This is a genomic window from Ruegeria sp. BG8, from assembly GCF_056538325.1.
Window position 1 is genome coordinate 26,385 of sequence record NZ_JBQFSZ010000005.1, and the last position, 22,162, is coordinate 48,546.

A 22,162-nucleotide genomic window follows, 5' to 3' on the forward strand; every position below is an offset into this window, starting at 1 on the left:
GAATATCGGATGGATAGTAGGCTCGCGACCAAGGTGACTGCGTGACGGATAGTATAGTTTCAAAGCTGCGCGGAATGTTCACCGCGACATTACTGATTGCGCCTTTGCCGGCTTTGGCACAGCCGGATGTCCTTGTACTTGGCGATAGCCAGATATCTTTCGGTGCCGGCAAGGAATACGTCAAGTTCTTCGAACAGCTTCCGGATCGGTGCGAGATGACACCTGAGCGGACAAAACTGCTGGAAAAACTGGGCGCACGACAAACGGCTGCAATTGGTGTGCGATCAACGTCGTTGCAATCCTGGACATCAACCAGCGGTGCGACACGGGGCGCAATCTGCGACGTAGATAAGAAATTTGGCGTGAACGCGGGGGCCTATGGCATAGACGGCAACCCGGATCGTGTCTTCATTCAGATCGGCAAGGGCGCGTCCTATCAATTCTGCAAACCAAAACAGACCGCGTTCGAGGCGATGTTTGCGGAAAACTATTATGATCCAGGCCTGCTTATTCTGACGTTCCTCGGAAATTCGGCCGACCGATGGGCAAACTCATCTGAGGCCGCAGAACAGGACGTGCGCCGGACCTTGGCCCAGGTTCCGGGCGATATGCCGTGCGTCTTTGTGTCAAGCGCACCGGTTTACCTGAAAAAAACAAACGACAAGCGTATGAAGGCGCAGACTCAGATCGCTCGCGCTTTTGAACGTGCCGACGCACAATGCAAAGTGGTCGAAGGATTCAACGCCGAAACACGCGCTGCCATCGAAGGAAAACCAAAGTTCTTTCGCCGCAACGATGCTGGACGGGTCAAAGACCCACATCATCCAAGCAACGCCGCGATCCGCCAGTTTCTGAACATAAACAACACGGCACTTTGCGATGCCATTTTCGCAGCACTGAAATAGAGAAACCGCATAAGGGGGGAAAGATGCAGTTTCTAAACAAGATCGCAGGGGTTTTGATCGCCCTGCTCATGTACGCTCCGTCAACCAGCGCGGAGGAGTTCGTTTCGCCTGAAATCCTGATAATCGGCGATAGTCAGATATCGTTTGGATCGGGTCCGGCGTTTTTGGAATTTTTTAGCAATATCAAAACGCACTGCAAACCGAACGCAGAACAAAAAGAACACCTTAAAAGGTTGGAAGAGATGCGTGTGGGCGTAATCGGGGTACGCTCCAGCTCGATCCATTCTTGGACGTCGCGTTCGGGTAAGGGCAAGGATACCATCTGCAAGGTCGATCCCAAATGGAAAGTTAACGCAGGTACCTACGGTTTCGTAAACAAGAACGGCAACAAGTATGTCCAGATCGGCGAAGGGCGTGACTACCAATTCTGCGCCCCCAAGACATCACCGCTCGAAGAGATGCTGCGCGAAGATTACTATGATCCGAAACTGATCCTGATGTCTTTTCTGGGAAATTCCGCCAAACGCTGGGCCAACAGCCCCGAGGCTGCCTTAAGCGATGTTCAAAAGCTTAAAACGCAACTCCCCCCGGACTTGCCGTGCATATTCATGACAACGGCACCCGCGTATAAAAAGAAGATCGTGGACCTGCGGCTTCGGGCGCAAAAGAACCTGATGGACGCTTTTAAAACATCGGGTTTGCGCTGCACATTCGTACCCGGTGCTACGCCAGAAACTGTTGCGGCCAATCAAGGAAATAAAGACTATTTCAGGCTGAACAAAAAAGGTTTGGTCAAAGATCCGTATCACCCGAACGAAGCCGCTGCGAAAAATTTTTTCGCACTTGAAATGGATCAAATCTGTAACGCGATCTTCACGCAGATCGCTCCGACCAAGGAACAAAGCTGAGGCGGTGACGGACCCCGATCGTGATTGTTTCTTAACTGAAAGTGATCAAAAAACACGCCCCGTCATCGGTTGGGGCGAGAGACAAAGTGCCGCCTACAGCCTCTAAGGTGGCGATGACGATATTGAGCCCCATGCCGGTGCCACCGCTGTTTCGGCGTGTCGTGAAAAAGGGTTCGAATACTTTACCAGCATTTCCTTCGCTGATGCCCGCTCCGTTGTCTTTGATTTGAAGCGTCGGGTTCTTCCCGTCAAAGCTTGTTCCAAGAACAATTTCGGTAGCACCGTGTTGCAGCGCGTTTTCGAACAAATGCGTTAAAATGATCCGCAAGGTTTGTTCGGCAATCGGCAGACTTTGCCCACCGTTTTCGACTCGGATCTCCAGATCGGGGAAAGCCTCAGACATCGGGTCGACTATATCCATCAACGATACAGTACCCGTCAAAGCGCGCTGGTCGGCAAGGCTAAAGGCGCGCATATTGGCCAACAAATCTTCCATCCGCTTGCCGCCCTTGTCGACAGTATCCAGCAATTTCTGGCGCTGCGTCGACGAAAGGTCATCATCGCGCAACAACTCGGTCGCGCCTTTAAGCGCCGTCAGAGGCGACTTTAATTCGTGGGTCACATGCGCTGTGTAGGTCTTGAGAGCCGTTTGCTTGCCTTGCAAACGCTCGGTCAGCGACTTGAAGCTTTGACCAAGCTCCTCGATCTCACGCGTTCCAAGATGGGCGGGTGGCTCCCAAGGGGTGTCCCCGTACCCTGCGATTTGACTTTGCCTGCTCAGATCTTTGATCGGGCGCGTAATAAACCGCCAAAAGACATAGCCAATCAAAGCGGTGGACAACGCCACAAAAGCCGCAGCCTTCGCGAGATTAAAACGTTCGCCATAGAGAAATCTGAAAATGTGGTTCGGTGTTCGGCTCAGATATACTGCTCCGATCAGTTTCTTTTCCACGAATACCGGCATGGCTACAAAAACCCGAACCCGCGCGGCTCGGCTCAGGGTATAAACAAAAGGGGTCCTGTCTTCCCTCAAACGGGTTCGTGCAACCGACGCGGTATCGCCGTCAAGCGCCCTGCGCACTTCCCTGACATGTGCAAGGTTCGTGCCCGTTTCTGCAGTTCCGGCGAAAACATTGCCTTCGGGATCGAGGAACCTGTATCCGGCAAGAGTTTTCTCTTGGGCCCCGTTGGCCATTCGAGACAGCACTTGCGCAATATCCCCGTAGACCGCAGCGGGCTGCGCGTTTACCGGTTTCGCATCTGGCCGCGGTGGCAAGACAGTGCCACGGTTGATGGACAAAGACGGGAACACGGCCTCCTCTACAGATATCGCGCCCTGAGCCTGCGGCGGCGACCCGGCAGCCTCTTGGTACAACTCGGCAAATGCCGAGGACATGACGGCCGCCTGGGATAACAGGCTTTCTTCTGTTTGCTGCACCAGTTGGCTGTCGTAAAATCGGAACAAGACCAAGCCTGCAAATGGCAGACATAGAACGATTGCCAACACCAGCAAAACGATTGTCCAGAGCCGCGGCCGCCACCTTGGCTTTAGCCTGTTTCGCATGCACCCATCCTCAGACCCACTCCGTGGACTGTTACGATCCCCTCGGCGCAACCAGCTTGTGATAACTTGGCGCGAAGATTTCGGACGTGGCTGTCTATTGTGCGATCCGACACATGAATGTTGTAGCCGTACAAAGCGTCAATCAGCTGGCTTCTGGACAGGACATGATCTGGTCGCGCCATAAGCGTTGCGAGCAAGCGAAACTCAGATCCGGTTAATGGGATCTGTTGGTTCTGAAACTGACATTGGTGCCGCTCTACGTCCAAGCTAAGAACGCCTTTTACAAGAACCGCTTCTTCCTTTTGAACAGCGGCCAGGCTTCGCTTTAGGATTGCCTTGATCCGAGCCACCAACTCGCGTGGTGAAAAGGGTTTTGTCAGGTAATCATCCGCCCCGATTTCTAAACCGACGACCCGGTCTACTTCATCATCACGTGCGGTCAGAAACAAAATCGGCACCTCTGAGGACTTTCGAATGTTCCGGCAGACCTCAAGCCCGTCCTTTTCGGGCAGGCCAATATCCAGCACGATCAGGTCTGGTTTTTCCTGCTGCGCAGCGTTCAGCGCCTCAAGCCCATCACAGGCAAAAAGGGTATCAAATCCTGCTTTTTGAACCGCTAACCCAGTGATTTCACGAATATCCGGATCATCATCAACAATGAGAATGCGAGCGGGCATCAAATGGTGTCCTTCAATTGTGCTGCTGATAATAGGCTTGGATACGCCATCTGCGGAAGCCCCATTCGCGCCAGTTCGTGATCGCGTCTTTGGCAACCTTATATTGCATCCAGTCACCGCAAACTTGCTGACCTGTCTTAACTTCAAACGCGTGAATTGCGGGATAGGCGTCGGCACCCAGCACGCAAATATAGGCCGTATCGCGTTCCGCTAACGTTTCTCCATGTCTAAGGTTATGGCTGGCGATGAGTTGGGCAAAGTTCACGAAACAACAAAGGTACAAGGTAACACCAAGGGCGAAAAGACAGCGGCGTACCAACCACGCATTGCTAAGGCCGCGATGGATTTGCACCGCGGTCAGCATCAGCCCAACAAAGACAAGCCCCATCCAAATGAAAGCCGCCACCCGCAGGTAGGTCAGAGCGTAAGCTTCGACGTATAGTTGCAGCCGGACGGCTGCAGTCACGACCAGAAACAGGTTTTGTCCGAGCCACAGAAATACCAAGAGCCGCAAAAGCCGATCCGCGCCAATCATCCGATGTGTTGCTATGGCAAACACACCCGCCAATAACGCGGTGACGACCAAAGGGTATGCACCGCGATGGGCATAGGACGCGTAGCTCATCCCTTCGGGAAGCGAGACACCCCCCGTCAAAACGCCCAAATCCATAACCGATTGCACCAGAAACATTAGGTTGAACAAAACCAACGAGTTACGAACTGAGACCGGGTTCACCAGAAAATCCACTCTACCCGGCCCTACCCTTTCAACAGCAGCGCGTTTTACAACTGGGCCCAGCCAGCTTTTGCTCAGGTTCAGGTAGGGCCAGAGCCATGATGCGAACGCGCACCAAAACACTAGACGCAACCAAAACTCCGGCTCGAATATGCGAGCCAAGTCCAATTCAGCAAACATGTTTTCAAGAACCGGATTGGCCTCTGCCAAAAGCAGTAGAAACACCGCGCCCACTAGACAAGGTAAGGCCAGATGTGAAAGCGTGCCTCGAAAACCTGCCCCCAAGTCCGTTTTCGAGGTTTCAGCCATAGCGAACCGCCCCAGCAGGAAGGCCCCGACCGTCGGCAGATACAAAGCCGTTCGCAACAATAGTCTTTCGGTCAGCTCATGTCGGTAAACCAACCATGTTGCCATACTGGCCAAACCACCCAAGCTGAAAAGCACAGACAAAAACTGCAGGTCGATGCAGAGCGGCACGTTGCTTAGCGTTGCAAACGCCATTGCGCCGACGGCCTCACGCACAGATGGCCTTGGCGACTTTACCGCTAGGATCGCGACAGACAGCAGCAACATAAATACTGCAATAGAAACGCCCAACGGTTGATGCCAGAATAACCAATCTGCAACCGCAACCAAGGCCGCAAGTAGTGGTATCTTATGTTGCATCCGAAGAGACGCAATAGCCGAAGAGCTATCTCGGGAACCGTTTGTAATTGACGCGGGATGCTCGCCCGATGTCTCCAACCACCATCCGTCGAGTCTTATGCGGTCAGGTACGCCCTGAATAACCAGTTTCTGCCCCATTACACTTTCTCCTGCTTGCGCTTTTCTTGCCCACAGTCTGAGCAAAGCGCATGCAAGTTTAGGCTGCTATGTTGGCAGCTGATCAGAGCCTTTTGTGCAGATTTGGTGCAGGGACGGAATTACCGTGCGAGCGGTCTAGGGATTGTCACCGGAATACCGGCCCTGCACCCATTAATGGGTCAAGACCGCGTGTCCAACGCATGACGCCAGTCATTCCACCCCCCATCCACCGAGGACGGAGCTGCATGCCAATGTGGCATGGGTTCTCCGGTGGCGGGGTCTTTGGCGGGGATGGGCAGCATCATGATACGTTTGCAGGCGCGTTTGTAGTCTTCCTCGGTCAGGAACTCTTCCTGAATGTCATCCCAATCACGACCATCCGGATAACCGCCGCACATGTGAATGTCCGCCGACTGTCCAATCATCTCATGGCTGACCCCTGCCGGCATGACAATCACGTCCCCGGCCTCGATACGTACCTTGGACCAACCACCCTCGCCTACGGATATGCTGAATTCCATCCATCCGCGCGCGCAACCCAAACACTCATGTGTTGTCGAATGGAAATGGGCATATTCGTAGACACCGGGATAATCCCAGTTGTTCGACCAGCCGTTGGATCGAAAACGATCCTTGATCGCATCGGCTCCGCCTCCGGGAACAGCGTTTCGATGCACAAGAAGCGGAAATCGACTGTTGGGGATCATCCCCTCAGGTTTCGAAGTGTAAGTTTCAGTTGTAATCGACATGATTGTCACCCTCCCTGAAGCTGAACCACGTTGGTATACGCCGTCTCATCAGGCATGCCGGGACGGCCATTTGTCAATCTTGAGTCCTTTTATTAGACCAGCCGATTTATCCAAAAACTTCGACTTTCCGTCACTCCGAACAGACTATCCGCGGTAGCGCGCGGTGCTGTTTCGCAGAACGACATCATGCTTGATCGTTATGCTTTTTTCGCCAGAGAACTGCCCAGACATGAGTTCCAACAGAAGCTGCATTGCGCGCTTACCCATCTCTTTCCGGAACTGGTGAACCGTCGTTAGCGCTGGAGACAGCACTCCTGCAAAGCTGATATCATCAAACCCGGCGACCGAAATATCATCAGGCACGGAAACCCCACTTTCCTTAAATCTCGAAATGGCTCCAATCGCTGACTCGTCGTTGGCGCAGGTGATAGCGCTTGGTCGATCAGGTTGGCTCAAGACAGCATCTGCCGCCTCAGCACCCGCTTCCAAGGTAAATCCACAGGGATAGCAGGCAATCTCATGCGCCAGGCCCGCCTGCTGCATCGCCTGTTCGTAGCCTTCCCTGCGCAGTGACGACAGAATATTGTGTTCCGGGCCCACAAAGTGCGCGATTTTTCGATGCCCCAATTCGATCAGATGGTTCGTGACCTCCATAGCAGCACTTAGGTTATCGGTTCCAACATGAGGCACGCCAGAGCCGGGGATAAATTCTGAAATGGTAACCAGAGGGAGGTCGGCGATTTCCTCCTGAGAAATCGGAAGAACGCCATTCATCAGCAATGCGCCGTCGGCCCGTCCGTTCCGCATATACCCAAGCAAGTCCTGAACACGTCTGGCATCCCCGTTGGTGTTCCCGATCAGGATTGTATATTTCGCCTCGGTCGCAGCATCTTCTATGCCTGACAGAATCTCAGAGAAAAACGGGTTCGCAATATCCGGCAGCACAACAAGTATCGTGCCGGACCTGCTTTGCCGCAGCATCTGAGCCGCGGTATTGGCGCGATAGCCCGTGCGCGCGACTGCATCGAACACAAGGGTGCGCGTCGCTTCGGATACGACGTCGGGATTCTGCAAAGCACGACTGACCGTTGCCGTGGAAACATTTGCAATCCGGGCAACATCAGAAATCGTCGGTCTTTTTTTCGTCAATGGTTTCATCGTGTTCAGTTCATAGCACTTTCCCAGCTGCGATGTAATCCTTTACATAAGAAATGTAATCCTTTACATTCACTAATCATCACCTTTGAAGGCATTGCCCCAAAGGATCGAAGACGGGGGGAGAATGCGGTTAGGCGTCAATCTTTTATGCGCAACCGGCTTTGTGGAGGAGTCCCACAAACCACTGCTAGAAACAGCTAAGTCAGCTGGATTTGATGGCGTGGAAATTCCCGTTTTAGAAGGAAAGCCGGATCACTACGCCCGCCTTGCAATAGTTCTGGACGAACTTGGGCTGGCGCGGACCTGCACCGCAATTGTCCCTTCACCAGATGCAGACCCAACCCACGAAGACCCGCAAGTCAACCAACGGGGCCGCGAACATCTGGATTGGATTGTCGATTGCGCGACCGCCCTTGGCGCTGAGACAATCGGCGGTCCCTTTCACGCCCCAATCGGGCATTTTACCGGCAGTGGCCCAACACGGGACGAATGGCAGCGCGGCGCGCAAGCACATCACGCCATGTCGGAAAAGGCGGCAGCACAAGGCATCAAGCTTGCGCTTGAGCCTTTGAACAGGTTCGAAACCCATTTTCTGAACACCGCGCAACAAGCCTCAGACTATTGCGACATGGTTGATCATCCTGCGTTCGGCATCATGTACGACACCTTTCATTCTCATATCGAAGAGAAAAGCCAAACTCAGGCCATCGCAGCGCTGTCTGGCAAGATCAATGTGCTCCACGTGTCCGAAAATGATCGGGGTACGCCGGGAACCGGGCAAATTGATTTTCCAACCATCATGGGCTGCATCAAACAAACAGGCTTTGACGGCTGGGTCGTGATGGAAGCCTTCGGTTCCGGCGTTCCCGAGATTGCCGCTGCGACCCGCATCTGGCGCCCAATGTTTGATACCCATGAACAGCTTTTCACCGACAGCGCGCAATTCATTAGACGCTGCTGGAGGGACGCATGACGCAGGACATCCTGTTTGAGATGCGCGGGATCACCAAAGAGTTTCCGGGGATCAAGGCACTGGATGATGTCACCTTTGACTGCAAAGCCGGAGAGGTGCATGCGCTGGCCGGAGAAAACGGGGCAGGCAAATCCACGTTGATGAAGGTTTTGTCCGGCGTCTATCAGGCAGAGCACGGCGATATTTTTCTGCGCGGGCAGAAAGTGCGGTTCAACCACCCATCCGATTCTCTGGCCCAGGGGGTCAGTGTGATTTACCAGGAATTCTCTCTGCTACCGGACCGCACGGTCGCGCAGAACATCTTTTTAGGCCGTGAGCCTTTGAAGCGAGGGTTTCTGGATCACGTCACGATGCGCGATGAAACCACGCGCGTTCTGCGCAAGTTCGGAAACAAGCACAAATTCGACGCAGACACGCTGGTCGGATCGTTGGATGTGGCCCAACAACAATTGGTCGAGATAGCCAAGGCGCTTTCATTGGATGCGCAGGTCATCGTAATGGATGAGCCCACAGCCGCCTTGAACGACAGCGAATGCGAGTTGCTGTTCGATCTGGTCGACGACCTGCGGGATCACGGTCATTCGATTGTTTATATTACCCACCGCATGCGTGAAATCCGGCGCTTGGCAAATCGGGTTACGGTCATCAAGGACGGCAAGGTTGCCGCCCATTTCGATGATGTCCCCGAGACCGATCAAATCGTCCACGCAATGGTCGGCCGAGAGTTGGGGCAGTTCTATCCTGACCCCGCCCTGCCCGATGAAATCGGTGAGCCCGTCTTAAGCGTGCGCGGCGGTGCAAATGCCAAACTCAGCGAGATTGATCTTGATCTTCGCGCAGGGGAAATTACCGGATTTGCCGGAGTTCAGGGCGCGGGCCGCACAGCTCTGGCTATGGCCTTGTTTGGTGCTGAGCCCTTTGAAACCGGCGAAATCAAGTTGAACGGCAACGCGCTTACAGTGTCATCGCCGCGACAAGCTGCCAAGGCAGGTATCGCCATGTTACCGGGGGATCGCAAAGCCGAAGGTCTTTCGCTGATGCAATCCGTGCGCGATAACGCGCTGCTGTCCGCCAGGGCGTTTTCAAAGCTTTTGGGAAATCCATTCAAAACCGAGTTCGGTCAGGAAAAGGATTTCGATGCGGCTTTGGATGCTTTGGACACCCGAGCCGCCAGTTATGACGTCGAAATTCAGTCGCTATCCGGCGGCAACCAGCAAAAAACGATCGTTGCGCGATGGTTGGCCCTGAAGCCAGATGTCCTGATCTTTGTCGAACCCACGCGCGGGATCGATGTGAACACAAAAGCAGGTATCTACGCACAGATGCGGCGCCTCGCACGGGATGGCGCCGCTGTAATGATGATTTCATCCGATCTGCCCGAGGTTTTGGGTGTCTCAGACCGTGTCTTGGTCATGAGTGACGGCCAGATCGTGGCAGAGTTTCCACGTGGCGCATCCGAAGCCGAGGTAATGCTTGCCGCAACCGAAGCTCATGAAGCGTTGGGGGCGGCGTGAGCATGTTCAAGAAATCCAACCTTATTGGTTTCGCACCGTTTTTCTTGCTGCTTGCTGCCTTCGCGACTTATGTGGTCGTCGCCTTGATCACAGACCAGACCCAGTACCTGAGCTCTGAAAATCTAATTGGGTTACTTGGCCGTTCAATCGCGTTGGGGATCACCGCCGTAGGCCAGACCTTTGCTATCCTGATCGCCTCTATTGATCTGAGCGTCGCCAATTTGATTTCCGTATCGGCTGTTTTGGCTTCGTATATTATGTCTGGCGATCCATCCATGATCCTGCCTGCCATCGCGGTTGTTTTGACGGTAGGCGCTCTGGTCGGGTTGGTAAATGGCTTGGTCATCACTCAACTAGAAGTCAATCCACTGATCGCAACGCTGGGGATGGCGTTACTGCTGCAAGGATTGCTCAGCGCTTCGTTCAACAATTTTGCCGGTGAGGTGCCCGCCGAGTTTCAGGTGTTTGCTTATGGCGAAATCGGCGGCATTTCGATCAGCCTTCTGTTTCTGATCGGCCTGACGATCGTCGCGTGGGGTTTTTTGAAATTCACGCGCGCCGGGTCCAACATCTACTCGGTCGGTGGCAATCCCGAAGCGTCGAAGCTTGCAGGCATGCGAACCACCCGCGTGGTCATCATGGCTCATGTAATCTGTTCGCTTTGCGCAACAGTCGCGGGGTTGTACTTGGCCAGCAGGTTGCGCTCAGGCGCACCGTGGATCGGCCGCGATGGTGTTTACGATCTGGAATCCATTGCCGTCGTCGTAATCGGAGGAACCGCTTTATCAGGTGGACGCGGTGGCGTTTGGGGAACCCTCATGGGCGTGATGATCTTTTCGCTGATCGACTCGATCTTCAATCTGGCGGGCGTTGACGCCTTTGCCAAACAGATCCTTCGCGGACTCATCATTGTTGCAGCCGTTGCCCTTTACGCGGCCCGCTCGCGGAGGATCGAGGCATGAGCCGTCTGAGACAGATCAACCCTGTCTTTATCGTCCTGGCCTTGTTGCTGATCGCAGTGGCCATTCTGTCTCCGCATTTCCTGCAGCCGACCGGGTACATGAACTTTCTCAAAAGGGCTGCCCCTATTGCCATTCTGGCTGTCGGGCAACTTTTCGTCATCAATTCCGGCGGCTTCGACCTTTCTGCCGGTGCTCTGGTGACCCTCACCGTCATCGGCAGCTCTATTCTGCTTGATGGCAATGCCGAGGCGACCTGGTGGGTGATTATCGCGATGTTCGCCATTGGGATCGTTGTCGGCACGGTCAACGCATTGGTCGTTTCCTACCTCAAGGTGCCGTCGATCATCGCCACACTGGGCATGATGATTTCACTTAGCGGTATTGCACTGACCTGGTCCGGTGGCGCTCCGCGCGGGTATCTGCCTGAGAATTTCCGGATTTTTGGCCGCATGCTGATCAGGGACGTGCCGCTGATAAAGATCTTGCCGGTCGCTGTCATCGTCTTGATCATCGTCTGCACGATCTTGTGGTGGCTGATGCATCGCACCAATTACGGCAAACAACTTGTGGCAATGGGCGACAATCCCTATTCCGCCCGGCTTGCTGGGGTTCCGCTTGTACGCACCCGTGTCATCGCATTCTGCGTCTCATCTATTAGTGCAGTGTTAGCCGGTATCTTGTTGGGCGGTTTCGCAGGGGTGTCCACGGATGTCGGCACCGGACTTGAATTGCAGGCCATTACAGCCGCCGTGATCGGCGGCGCACAGCTACTGGGTGGCCGCGGGACAGTTGGTGCGACTGTAGCCGGAGCTTTGGTTCTGCAGACCATATTCACCCTGCTTAATATTTTAGGCTTTCCAAAACCTATTCGCGACGTGGTCCAAGGATTGATCCTGATATCCGCCGTCGCATTGGCCAGCTACCGGCGGCGAAAGTCGGGCTCGTAGCCAGCTCATTTCATAGGAAGACTAACCCAGAGGAGGAAAAAATGACATTCAACAAACTTACATTGGTGGCCGCGCTTGCGTCGATGACAGCGCTGCCCGCGCAGGCGCAGAATTTTGACGACCCGGTCGAATTCGCTGCGCAAAAAGCAATGCTGGAGAGCACGCCTAACGGGTCTGCCGAAACACCTTGGCTGCAGTATTTTGGTGACGAGCTGGCCGATACATCCGCGTTCAAAAAGGATGGCCCACACACGATCTGTTTTTCGAATGCCGGTGTTAACAACCCTTGGCGTGTGGTCGGCTGGAATACGATGCAAGCCGAAGTTGAACTGCACGACAACATTGCCGACTTCATCGTGACCGACGCAGAGGGTTCGGACGATAAGCAGATCGCCGACATCGACGACCTGTTGGCCGGAGGATCATGCGACGTATTGATCGTGTCGCCAAACACCACAGCTGCCCTGACCCCCGCAGTGGAACGTGCCTGCGAACAATTGCCGGTTATCGTGTTCGACCGCGGTGTGAATACGGATTGCCCTGTCACCTTTATCAAACCTGTTGGCGGCTATGGCTTTGGCATTCAGTCAGGGCAGTTCATTGCCGACAACGCCCCTGCCGGATCCGATGTTCTGATGCTACGCATCCTGCCCGGCGTTGACGTTCTGGAAACGCGTTACTCTGCCGCCAAACGCATCCTTGAAGAGGCTGGCATGAACATCGTTGGCGCCGAATTTACAGATGGTGACCGGGCGAAAACCAAGGCGATCGTCGAGGATTATCTGCAACGCAACGGCCAGCTTGGGGCTGTATGGATGGATGCGGGCGCAACATCGGTGGCCGCCATCGAAGCATTCGAGGATATGGGCTTTGAAACCCCGATCGTAACAGGCGAAGACCAGCAGGACTTTTTGCAGAAATGGCAGTCCGAAGGGTTGAATACGATTGCTCCGACATACCCGACCTACCAGTGGCGCACGCCTATTCTTGCGGCGCTAAGCGTTCTGGACGGCGAAGCAATCCCCGGACCGGCCTGGAACCTGCCGCAACCTGCGATCACAAACGACAATCTGGCCGATTTCGTGAACCCATCGATGCCCCCGCTGCACTATGCGGCCTGCGGATGTGAGGGTATGCCAGACTATCCAGCCCGCTGGGGTGGAAAATAATCTGACCCAATCACCGGGCCACGACTTGTGCGTGGCCCGGACCCCCCATTTGTTTTAACTTCGGAGGCCGCCATGCCCGGGTCCATCAAAGGTCCTGCGATCTTTCTTGCGCAATTTGCAGGGGACGACGCACCATTCAACTCGCTTGATGCCATTGCCAAATGGGCCGGAAAGCTGGGGTATACAGGCATTCAGGTTCCAAGTTGGGACAGTCGGTTCATAGATTTGAACAAGGCCGCCGAAAGCCGAGATTATTGTGATGAACTGCTTGGCACCTGCGCCCAACATGGCGTCAAAATCACCGAACTTTCAACCCACCTGCAAGGGCAACTGGTGGCTGTGCATCCCGCTTACGACCCCCAGTTCGACGGGTTTGCCCCGCCGGAACTGGCCGGAAATCCAGCCGGGCGCCAAGCATGGGCCGTGGACCAGGTCACAAAAGCCGCGCGGGCGTCACGAAATATGGGGTTGGATGTATCTGTTTCGTTCACCGGTGCCTTGGCTTTTCCGTTTCTCTACCCTTGGCCACAGCGTCCTGCAGGTCTGATTGAAGAGGCGTTTGCCGAACTGGCAAAACGGTGGAAACCAATTCTGGATGCCTATGACGAACAGGGCGTAGATATAGGGTACGAACTGCATCCCGGCGAGGATGTGTTCGACGGTGCGACGTTCGAAATGTTTCTTGACGCGCTCAACGGGCACCCCCGGTGTCAGATAAACTATGACCCTTCGCATTTCCTGCTGCAACAGTTGGACTACCTGTCTTTCATCGACATCTATCACGAGCGTATTTGCGCGTTTCACGTCAAAGACGCCGAATTCAACCCGGACGGTCGACAAGGCGTTTACTCAGGGTATCAGCCCTGGCTAACCCGCGCGGGCCGCTTCCGGTCTTTGGGAGACGGACAGGTTGATTTCTCGGGCATCTTTTCAAGGCTCGCCACTCACGGCTATGAAGGTTGGGCAGTACTGGAATGGGAATGCTGTCTTAAACACCCCGAAGCAGGTGCCGCCGAAGGCGCGCCCTTTATTCGCAATCACATCATCCCTGTGACAGACAAAGCGTTTGACGATTTTGCAGGCGGTGAAACGGACCGTGCCACGTTGCAAAAGCTTTTGGGAATATCGAAATGAGCAATCCGATTAAACTTGGTATGGTAGGCGGCGGCGAAGGCGCGTTCATAGGCGGGGTCCACCGAATTGCAGCCCGGCTTGATGGCCAGTTCGAGCTCGTGGCAGGTGCATTTTCATCCGATCCTGAAAAATCACGCCGGTCAGGCGCAGAGTTGGGGATTGATGCCGACCGGTGCTACGACAGCTACTCCGAAATGGCCGAGGCGGAAGCCAAACGCCCTAACGGCATTCAGGCGGTATCGATCGTGACCCCAAACCACATGCACCTGCCCGTTGCACAGGTTTTCATGGACGCTGGCATCCATGTGATATGCGACAAGCCGTTGACCACCGATCTGGCTTCGGCCCAAGCCTTCGCAGCCAGACAGGCGCAATCGAATGCCTTGTTCATTCTGACCCATAACTATCCGGGCACACCTATGGTCCGTCAGGCCAAGGAAATGGTTGCAGACGGAATGATCGGGAAATTGCGCCATGTGCAGGTGGAATATGTTCAGGATTGGCTAACCGAACCATCCGCCGTCGACAACAAACAGGCCGCATGGCGAACCGATCCCACCCGATCCGGCAAAGGCGGATCAATCGGCGACATTGGGACCCACGCCTACCAATTGACGAATTTCGTCACCGGTCAACGTGCCTCGTCGCTCTGCGCTGATCTCACATCATTCGTGCCGGGTCGGAAAGTTGACGACAATGCCGCCATCCTGCTGCGGTTTGACAGCGGTGCAAAAGGGATGATCTGGGTCAGCCAAGTGGCCCCCGGCAATGAGAATGGTCTGAGTATTCGTGTTTACGGCGACAAAGGCGGTCTTGAGTGGCGTCAGGAGGACCCCAATTATCTTTGGTATACGCCCTTCGGCAAACCAAAACAGCTGCTGACCCGGGGCGGGGCAGGTGCGACCGACGCAGCAAACGCGGTGTCCCGTACGCCCGGCGGACATCCAGAGGGTTATTTGGAAGCTTTTGCAACAATTTACGCAAACGCAGCGACGGCCATACGATCACACAGCTCAGGGCACGACGCGGACCCCGCGCTTGGCCTTACAAGCCTAGAGGATGGTGTGCACGGGATGGCCTTTATCGACGCCTGCATTCGGTCGTCAGAGGGCGGTGCGATTTGGCAAACGCTTGAAACGGGTTCCTGAACATACGTGTAAATTCGCTGCGCCAGCCAGCTCATCACCAGATCGCACGTTTCAATTCGATTTAGCGATTTGAGAGATACGTCGGAACTTCTTTCGATATGCCGCTGGAGACAATCCTGTCCCGCGTTTGAACACCCGCCGGAACGAAGCTGGGTCATCATATCCAACGGATACCCCGACATCGTCGTTCGACATTTGATCGGTTTCCAGCATTTGCTTTGCTTCTTCCACACGCAGGGCCTGAACGTATTCGATTGGTGCAAAGCCGGTCGCCGCACGAAACCTGCGCGAAAAGGTACGAGAGTTCAAACCCGAACGTTCGACCATTTTCTCAACCGGTTTGGCGGAAGCATAGTGTTCTGCGATCCAAACCTGACAATCCGATATCGGGCCGTCATTCGACTCCATCGGGCGGGTCATTACTGAATAGGGTGACTGGCCCTCTGAATGCCCGCTGATAAGGAATACCTTGGCCGTCTCGATCGCCGTCTTATAGCCGCAGTACCTTGCGATCAAATAAACGGTCAAATCATGCCACGCACTCACGCCACCCGCTGTAACGATACGGTCGCTTTCAGCCGCAAGACATAAGATGGACTCGTTTCTGAACTGGATTTTTGGAAAATGACGCTGAAACATGTCGCGGTAAGCCCAGTGCGCGGTGGCTTCGTGCCCGTCCAACAAGCCGGATTCAGCCAATAGCAACGACCCCGAACACACTGACGTAATAAGCGCGCCGGACATGTGCATACGCTTTAGCCACTCAATCTCGCGCGGGTATCGACCTTTCGGCACATCGTAGATCGAGGTGTACATGTCGCAGACCACCACGGCATCTGCATCGTCGACCTGCCCCATAGCTTGATGCGGCTCAACCGGGACATTGCCAATGCAATGAAACGGTTTTCCGTCCGCCGATACGATCCGGACGTCCAGCAATTCATCCCCGGGTGATCCATTGACCATGTCGGGATAAACCGCACCGGCAGATAGCAGAACGTCATACAGACCATAAAGGACAGACGCAGAAGTTTCCGGCGCCGCCAACAGCGCGATTACGGGTTTTCTATTCTGTGTCATTGGCCCCTCCCGTCATAATCGGCGCGGTTTTGTCCTATTTGCCATATTCGAATGTCTATTATGCCACTCGGTTGGCAAAATCGCCACTGATCCACAAGGTGTCGACGGTTTATGGTTGGGAATACTTTTGGTGAGGATTGAAAAATGGATGACGCAAGCACCCAACACAGACCAGAATTAAAAGGTATCCAGGGCACAGTTTTGGTGCCGGGCTCGGAAGGCTACGATCAGGCCCGCTCCGTCTGGAATGCCATGATCGACAGGCATCCAGCCGTCATAGTTCAATGTCACGGCAAAGACGACGTCGTGACGGCGATCAACTACGCGCGCAAAAATGACTTACCTATTTCGATCCGGGCGGGGGGCCACAACGTTGCCGGTCACGCTGTCTGCGATGATGGGCTTATGCTGGATCTAAGCCCAATGCGGAATGTCACCATAGACACTGAAAACCGCATTGCATCTGTCCAGGGTGGCGCATTGTGGAAAGACGTCGACACTGCCAGCCAACCACATGGATTGGCGACACCCGGCGGATTGATCTCTGACACTGGCGTTGCCGGGCTGACCCTATCCGGCGGCATTGGTTGGTTGCGGGCCAAACACGGGCTATCTATCGACAACCTCGTCGCCGCCGAAGTGGTCACGGCAGACGGTCAAGTACGCCGGGCCAGCCCAGAGGAAAACCCTGATTTGTTATGGGCGCTCAAAGGGGGTGGTGGCAATTTTGGCGTGGTTACCAATTTTGAGTTTGCCCTGCATCCGTTCGGCCCAGAAGTCATGTTTGCCGCGCCAATTTATGCCATTGAGGATGGGCCAGCACCAATTCGCGCGTGGCGGGACCTGATGCGCCAACATGGGGATCTTGTCGGGTCTCTTTGCGAGTTCTCGACTGCAGCGGGCGAGGACTATCCCAAAAATGCACAGGGCAAACGCGTATACACGCTAGCCTGCGTCTACAACGGCGACGCGGCCGAGGGTGAGGCTGTTCTGAAACCTCTGCGTGAGTTTGAAAACCTTGTTACCGACTTCTCGGGTCGCATGAGCTATTACGACGTTCAGCAGCTATTTGACACTTTGATGCCCGCAGGGGAATTCCGATGCTATTGGAAAGCCCGATATCTGACCGACTTGTCAGATGAGATGATCGACCTTGCAATGCAAAATGCTATGGCTGCACCCTCGGATGCTTCGATCTCATCCCTGTGGAACTTTGGTGGGGCAACAGCGCAAGTTGCGGCTGACGCCAGCGCCTTTGGTGACCGGTCGATGGGGTGGATGTACTCGCTGGATGGGGTTTGGTCAGAACCCGATGAGGACGCCAGCAACATAGCATGGGCGCGCGCGGGATGGGACAGTGCGGCTGAGCACGGACACCATGGGCGTGCCTACCTTAACTTCCCCGGCCACGGAGAGGATGGCGATGCGTTAATTCGCGCCACATTCGGTCCGAACTACCAACGTCTTGTAGACATCAAAACCAAATACGACCCGGAGAACCGGTTCAGGTTCAATCAGAACATCCGACCACAGGCTTGACGTCTGCGGATCTAGGGCCGGAACGAGTTGCTACCGGCCTTAGACAAAAAACGAGACCCACTTTGCGGGCGACCCTTCTTTCTAATCATCATGATTATTGAGACGCCCGCATTAATTTAACGCCCTGTTAACTGGCCGCCGCCAACAAGGATGCGTTGCCCCCAGCCGCTGTCGTGTCGATACAGACATGACGTTCCAGATAGCACCTTTCGCCGAAGTCCTCGTCATTGATTAGCGGGATCAATGCACCATCGCGCTGTGCAAGTGCTTTGCGGATACTACGCAGCTCAGCCTCTTGCGCCCAGCTGACGACCGCATCGAACCCGGTAAGTTCGGTTAGATTTTCAGGGGCGAGTTGCCCATCGACAGCAAGCTCACCACTCGCACCCGGAGCGACAACCACTGCGGTGCAGCCATGCGCCCGGGCAATTTCGCTTTGCGCCCGCGCCGCTTCCAGCGTTGGGCCAAGACACAGATAGACACCGCGCCCGTAGGTGGACAGAATATTGGATTCGCCCGTCGGCCCTGGAAGCTCTTGCCGTTTCAAAGCTTTGCGCGCTGGTCGCGGCGCCTTAACAATTGCGGCTTGAACGGCTTGGGGGTCGGCTGGCGTCGACGGACCAGCCTGAAGCGCGCAAACCGTTGGCTGAGCAAACCGTTTTACATAAGATGGGCCGCCCGCTTTGGGCCCGGTGCCCGACAAACCTTCGCCACCGAAGGGTTGAGACCCAACAATCGCACCAATCTGGTTGCGGTTGATATACATGTTCCCCACGTTCAATTGTGACGTCACCTGTTCGATCCGGTCATCAATTCGAGAGTGCATCCCAAAGGTCAAACCAAACCCCGTTGCGTTGATAGCTGCAACTACGGCATCCAATTCGGACGCCTTGTATGTCGCGACGTGCATGACCGGGCCAAACACCTCTTTTTCAAGGTCGGCAATGCCATTGACGCGCAGCACAGTCGGCGCGATGAACGTGCCGCCTTCTGGTGCGGTCAGTTGTTTCAGAACACGGCCCTTCCCCCGCGCATGCTCAATGTATTCCGCGATTTCACGATGCGCGCCCTCGTTGATCACCGGACCAACATCGGTGTCCATATTCCATGGATTTCCAACAACCAGCTCATCCATTGCACCATAGAGCATCTCCAGGAACGGCTCGGCCACGTCTTCCTGAACATAAAGCAGACGCAAGGCCGAACACCGTTGACCTGCCGACTGAAAGGCCGAGGCCACGATATCCTTGATCGCCTGTTCCGGCAGAGCCGTTGAGTCCACAATCATTGCGTTCAAGCCACCGGTTTCTGCAATCAGCGGCGCGTCTGGCGCGATACGCTCGACCATAGCGCGGTTGATGGTTTGGGCGGTGTTTGTCGACCCGGTGAAACAAACCCCCTTGATCCGCGGGTCCGCGGTGAGGCGCGCGCCAACAACCGAACCCCGACCCGGCAAAAGCTGTAACGCGGTTTCAGGCACGCCAGCTTCATGCATCAATCTGACCGCAATTGTCGCCGTTATCGCCGTTGGATCAGCAGGTTTCGCAACAACCCCGTTGCCAGCCGCCAATGCAGCAGAAATCTGACCCGTGAAAATGGCCAACGGAAAATTCCACGGAGAAATACAGGTCACGATACCACGCGCGGGGTTCGACAGTTCCGTGCCCCGCACCGCATAGTACCGCAAGAAATCGACCGCTTCCCGAAGCTCGGCGATCGCATCCATAGGCGTTTTACCGGCCTCGCGCGTCAATGCTGCAAACAGCTCTCCGAAATTTGCCTCATACAAATCCGCCGCGCGGAATAGAATATCCGCCCGGTTTCGCGCGTCAGCATCCCAGGTCGCAGCACTCGTTAACGCCGCTTCAACATCTTCTACCGAAGCTTCGGCCACGACGCCCACTTTGTCACTGTGATCAGCCGGGTTGATCACGGGACGCTCTGTGTTTTGGGTCGGTTCCCCCACAATCAGGGGATGGACCATCCAGAAATGCGTTTGAAACGGTCCCCGTGCTTTTTCGATCTCATACAGGTCGTCGAGATCGTGTAAATCCCACCCCTTGGAGTTCGGACGTTCGGCCCCATAGATTTCGCTTGGCAAACGAACAGCAGCATTTGACTTGCCAACCTCCAACATTTCGAAAGGGTCTGCCGCGACGATTTCTGGGGCAACTGAAACGTCTACAATCTGGTTCACAAAGGATGAGTTGGCTCCGTTTTCCAACAAACGCCTTACCAAATAAGCCAACAGGTCCCGATGCGCGCCGACCGGTGCATAGATCCGGCACCGCGTCCCGCTGCCCTTCAATACGATATCGTGCAGGCTTTCCCCCATTCCGTGCAGGCGCTGGAATTCAAAGGCACGCTTGTCTTCTGCCATCTCAAGGATCGCAGCCACGGTATGAGCATTATGCGTCGCAAACTGTGGGTAAACCCGATCCGTCATGCGCAGTAGTTTTCGGGCACAGCAGATATAGGACACGTCGGTTGCAGCCTTACGCGTGTAGACGGGAAAACCCGACAAGCCTTCGACCTGCGCGCGTTTGATCTCGGTATCCCAATAGGCGCCTTTCACCAGACGAACCATGATCTTTCGATCCAACTCCGTCGCCAAGGCATGCAACCAATCCAAAACGAACGGTGCCCGTTTACCGTAGGCCTGCACCACGACACCAAAGCCGTCCCAACCTGCCAAAGATGGATCACGTAGCACGGCCTCGATCACATCGAGCGACAAGTCCAACCGGTCCGCTTCTTCGGCATCAATGTTCAACCCCATGTTGGCGTCTTTCGCCTGCCGGGCCAATTGCAGGGTAAGCGGCACAAGCTCTTCCATTACGCGCGCCTTCTGGCCGACTTCGTAGCGGGGATGCAGCGCGGAGAGCTTGATGGAAATACCCGGGTTTTCACGAATGTCCTGTGAACGGCACACGCGGGCCAACTTGGCGATCGCGTCCGAGTACGCCTCCATGAACGCCTTTGCGTCCCGTGCGGTCAACGCCGCTTCTCCCAGCATGTCATAGGAATAGGTGTAACCCGCGGCCTCTTGCTTGCTGCCTCTTTTTACAGCCTCTTCAATGGTTTGACCCAGGACGAATTGCGCGCCCATCTCTTTCATCGCCCGGGCTACAGCGACGCGTATCACAGGCTCTCCCAAACGCTTCACGGCCCCTTTCAGAGTGGCAACAACGCCCGTCCCATCCTGCAGAACCTTACCTGTCAGCATCAACGCCCACGTCGATGCATTCACCAAAGAGGACGACGACTGACCCAAGTGCTGCCCCCATTCGGAAGGCGCGATTTTGTCTTCGATCAGCGCATCAATTGTGTCGGCATCCGGTACCCGCAACAACGCTTCGGCGAGACACATCAATGCCACGCCTTCATTCGTGGACAACCCGTATTCCGCCAGGAAAACCTCCATAAGACCAGGATCGCTGTGATTGCGGATCGACCGAACAAGGTCTGCCGCGCGGTTCTTGACCACTGCCCGCTCGGCGGCGCTCATCGCGTTTGTTTTGGTCAGATCACTTAGAACGTCTGCTTCGTCTCTGAGGTGATTGCGGCGAAGGTCAATGCGAAGGTCGCTCAGCTTGGACATGATGTAGATCTCACAGGTTCCGTTTCGGCTAATTCTAGCAAAAACAAGAAAGTCTTGTTGACTATTTTCATGCCCCATGCGACCCACTATTCCCTAAATTACCCAAGTAATAAGACCTATTTCCATGAAAATAGAAAAATCCAGTCATCTTGACCGGCATGACATCGAAATCCTCCAAGTTCTAAGTCGCGAAGGCCGACTGCCTGTTACAGAGTTGTCCGCGCGTGTTGGACTATCGAAAACCCCGTGCCAGGTTCGCATGAAGAGGTTGATTGCCGATGGTTACATTCAAGGCTTCCGAGCGGTCCTCGACCCTTCGAAACTGGGTATCGAGCAGGTCGTGTTCGTGGAAGTCCGCCTGAAAAAGACGACCGAAGAGGCATTGACCGAATTTAATTCCGCCGTTCAGAAAGTGCTGGAAATTGAACAATGCCACATGATCGCCGGCGCATTTGACTACCTGTTGAAACTAAGAACCAAGGACATGCGAACATACCGCGAGGTTCTGGGGCGCGTCGTCTCAACTCTGCCCCATGTGGACAGCACTTCGACACATGTCTCAATGCAATCGGTAAAAGATGTTTCGATATAAGG

18 protein-coding genes are annotated in these 22,162 nt (G+C 54.9%); 11 read left to right on the forward strand and 7 right to left on the reverse strand.

Annotation, left to right across the window (positions count from 1 at the left end):
• Positions 1 to 41 precede the first annotated feature (41 nt).
• Both ACR0DG_RS11555 and ACR0DG_RS11560 read left to right on the forward strand, forming a co-directional pair.
• Positions 42 to 905, forward strand: coding sequence for an SGNH/GDSL hydrolase family protein (locus ACR0DG_RS11555; RefSeq protein ID WP_480697221.1), 864 nt, complete (start codon positions 42 to 44; stop codon positions 903 to 905).
• Between the two features lie 23 nt (positions 906 to 928).
• On the forward strand, positions 929 to 1,813 hold the full coding sequence (locus tag ACR0DG_RS11560; protein WP_480697219.1) for an SGNH/GDSL hydrolase family protein: 885 nt from the start codon (positions 929 to 931) through the stop codon (positions 1,811 to 1,813).
• Between the two features lie 31 nt (positions 1,814 to 1,844).
• Here ACR0DG_RS11560 and ACR0DG_RS11565 read toward each other — a convergent pair whose 3' ends face one another.
• The 5 genes from ACR0DG_RS11565 to ACR0DG_RS11585 form a co-directional block, all read right to left on the reverse strand.
• Positions 1,845 to 3,377, reverse strand: coding sequence for a HAMP domain-containing sensor histidine kinase (locus ACR0DG_RS11565; protein ID WP_480697217.1), 1,533 nt, complete (start codon positions 3,375 to 3,377; stop codon positions 1,845 to 1,847).
• Positions 3,362 to 4,054, reverse strand: coding sequence for a response regulator transcription factor (locus ACR0DG_RS11570; protein ID WP_480697215.1), 693 nt, complete (start codon positions 4,052 to 4,054; stop codon positions 3,362 to 3,364). The genes ACR0DG_RS11565 and ACR0DG_RS11570 overlap by 16 nt, the downstream gene beginning before the upstream one ends.
• Before the next feature lie 13 nt (positions 4,055 to 4,067).
• Complete coding sequence (locus ACR0DG_RS11575; RefSeq protein WP_480697213.1) at positions 4,068 to 5,594, reverse strand: DUF4153 domain-containing protein; 1,527 nt, start codon at positions 5,592 to 5,594, stop codon at positions 4,068 to 4,070.
• Positions 5,595 to 5,773: 179 nt separating this feature from the next.
• The gene (locus ACR0DG_RS11580) at positions 5,774 to 6,343 is read right to left on the reverse strand and encodes a hypothetical protein (protein ID WP_480697211.1); all 570 of its coding nucleotides are present in this window, start codon (positions 6,341 to 6,343) and stop codon (positions 5,774 to 5,776) included.
• Positions 6,344 to 6,487: 144 nt separating this feature from the next.
• Entirely contained in the window at positions 6,488 to 7,492 is a 1,005-nt protein-coding gene (locus ACR0DG_RS11585) for a LacI family DNA-binding transcriptional regulator (protein WP_480697209.1), read from the reverse strand.
• A gap of 133 nt (positions 7,493 to 7,625) precedes the next feature.
• Here ACR0DG_RS11585 and ACR0DG_RS11590 point away from each other — a divergent pair, with 133 nt between their 5' ends.
• The 7 genes from ACR0DG_RS11590 to ACR0DG_RS11620 all read left to right on the forward strand — a co-directional run bounded on the left by ACR0DG_RS11590 (position 7,626) and on the right by ACR0DG_RS11620 (position 15,348).
• Positions 7,626 to 8,474 carry a sugar phosphate isomerase/epimerase family protein gene (locus ACR0DG_RS11590; protein WP_480697207.1) on the forward strand — a complete coding sequence of 283 codons (849 nt, stop codon included), beginning with the start codon at positions 7,626 to 7,628 and terminating at the stop codon, positions 8,472 to 8,474.
• The gene (locus ACR0DG_RS11595) at positions 8,471 to 9,988 is read left to right on the forward strand and encodes a sugar ABC transporter ATP-binding protein (RefSeq protein ID WP_480697205.1); all 1,518 of its coding nucleotides are present in this window, start codon (positions 8,471 to 8,473) and stop codon (positions 9,986 to 9,988) included. The genes ACR0DG_RS11590 and ACR0DG_RS11595 overlap by 4 nt, the downstream gene beginning before the upstream one ends.
• Positions 9,989 to 9,990: 2 nt before the next feature.
• Positions 9,991 to 10,950 carry an ABC transporter permease gene (locus ACR0DG_RS11600; protein ID WP_480697203.1) on the forward strand — a complete coding sequence of 320 codons (960 nt, stop codon included), beginning with the start codon at positions 9,991 to 9,993 and terminating at the stop codon, positions 10,948 to 10,950.
• Positions 10,947 to 11,897 (forward strand): ABC transporter permease, encoded by a 951-nt coding sequence (locus tag ACR0DG_RS11605; protein WP_480697201.1) that lies wholly within the window; start codon positions 10,947 to 10,949, stop codon positions 11,895 to 11,897. The genes ACR0DG_RS11600 and ACR0DG_RS11605 overlap by 4 nt, the downstream gene beginning before the upstream one ends.
• Before the next feature lie 41 nt (positions 11,898 to 11,938).
• On the forward strand, positions 11,939 to 13,066 hold the full coding sequence (locus ACR0DG_RS11610; RefSeq protein WP_480697199.1) for a substrate-binding domain-containing protein: 1,128 nt from the start codon (positions 11,939 to 11,941) through the stop codon (positions 13,064 to 13,066).
• Between the two features lie 72 nt (positions 13,067 to 13,138).
• Entirely contained in the window at positions 13,139 to 14,200 is a 1,062-nt protein-coding gene (locus ACR0DG_RS11615; RefSeq protein WP_480697197.1) for a sugar phosphate isomerase/epimerase family protein, read from the forward strand.
• The gene (locus tag ACR0DG_RS11620; RefSeq protein ID WP_480697195.1) at positions 14,197 to 15,348 is read left to right on the forward strand and encodes a Gfo/Idh/MocA family protein; all 1,152 of its coding nucleotides are present in this window, start codon (positions 14,197 to 14,199) and stop codon (positions 15,346 to 15,348) included. Before ACR0DG_RS11615 ends, ACR0DG_RS11620 begins: the two co-directional genes overlap by 4 nt.
• Positions 15,349 to 15,399: 51 nt before the next feature.
• Here ACR0DG_RS11620 and ACR0DG_RS11625 read toward each other — a convergent pair whose 3' ends face one another.
• Entirely contained in the window at positions 15,400 to 16,428 is a 1,029-nt protein-coding gene (locus ACR0DG_RS11625) for a GlxA family transcriptional regulator (protein ID WP_480697193.1), read from the reverse strand.
• Positions 16,429 to 16,572: 144 nt separating this feature from the next.
• Here ACR0DG_RS11625 and ACR0DG_RS11630 point away from each other — a divergent pair, with 144 nt between their 5' ends.
• Positions 16,573 to 17,967, forward strand: a complete 1,395-nt coding sequence (locus tag ACR0DG_RS11630; protein ID WP_480697191.1) for an FAD-binding oxidoreductase — start codon at positions 16,573 to 16,575, stop codon at positions 17,965 to 17,967.
• A 127-nt stretch (positions 17,968 to 18,094) separates the two neighbouring features.
• On the opposite strand, the gene putA is transcribed toward ACR0DG_RS11630, so the two are convergent.
• Complete coding sequence (putA, locus tag ACR0DG_RS11635) at positions 18,095 to 21,568, reverse strand: bifunctional proline dehydrogenase/L-glutamate gamma-semialdehyde dehydrogenase PutA (protein WP_480697189.1); 3,474 nt, start codon at positions 21,566 to 21,568, stop codon at positions 18,095 to 18,097.
• A gap of 124 nt (positions 21,569 to 21,692) precedes the next feature.
• On the opposite strand from putA, the gene ACR0DG_RS11640 reads away from it, so the two are divergent.
• A complete protein-coding gene (locus tag ACR0DG_RS11640; RefSeq protein ID WP_480697187.1) occupies positions 21,693 to 22,160 on the forward strand; it encodes an Lrp/AsnC ligand binding domain-containing protein in 468 nt (155 codons plus the stop codon).
• Positions 22,161 to 22,162 lie beyond the last annotated feature (2 nt).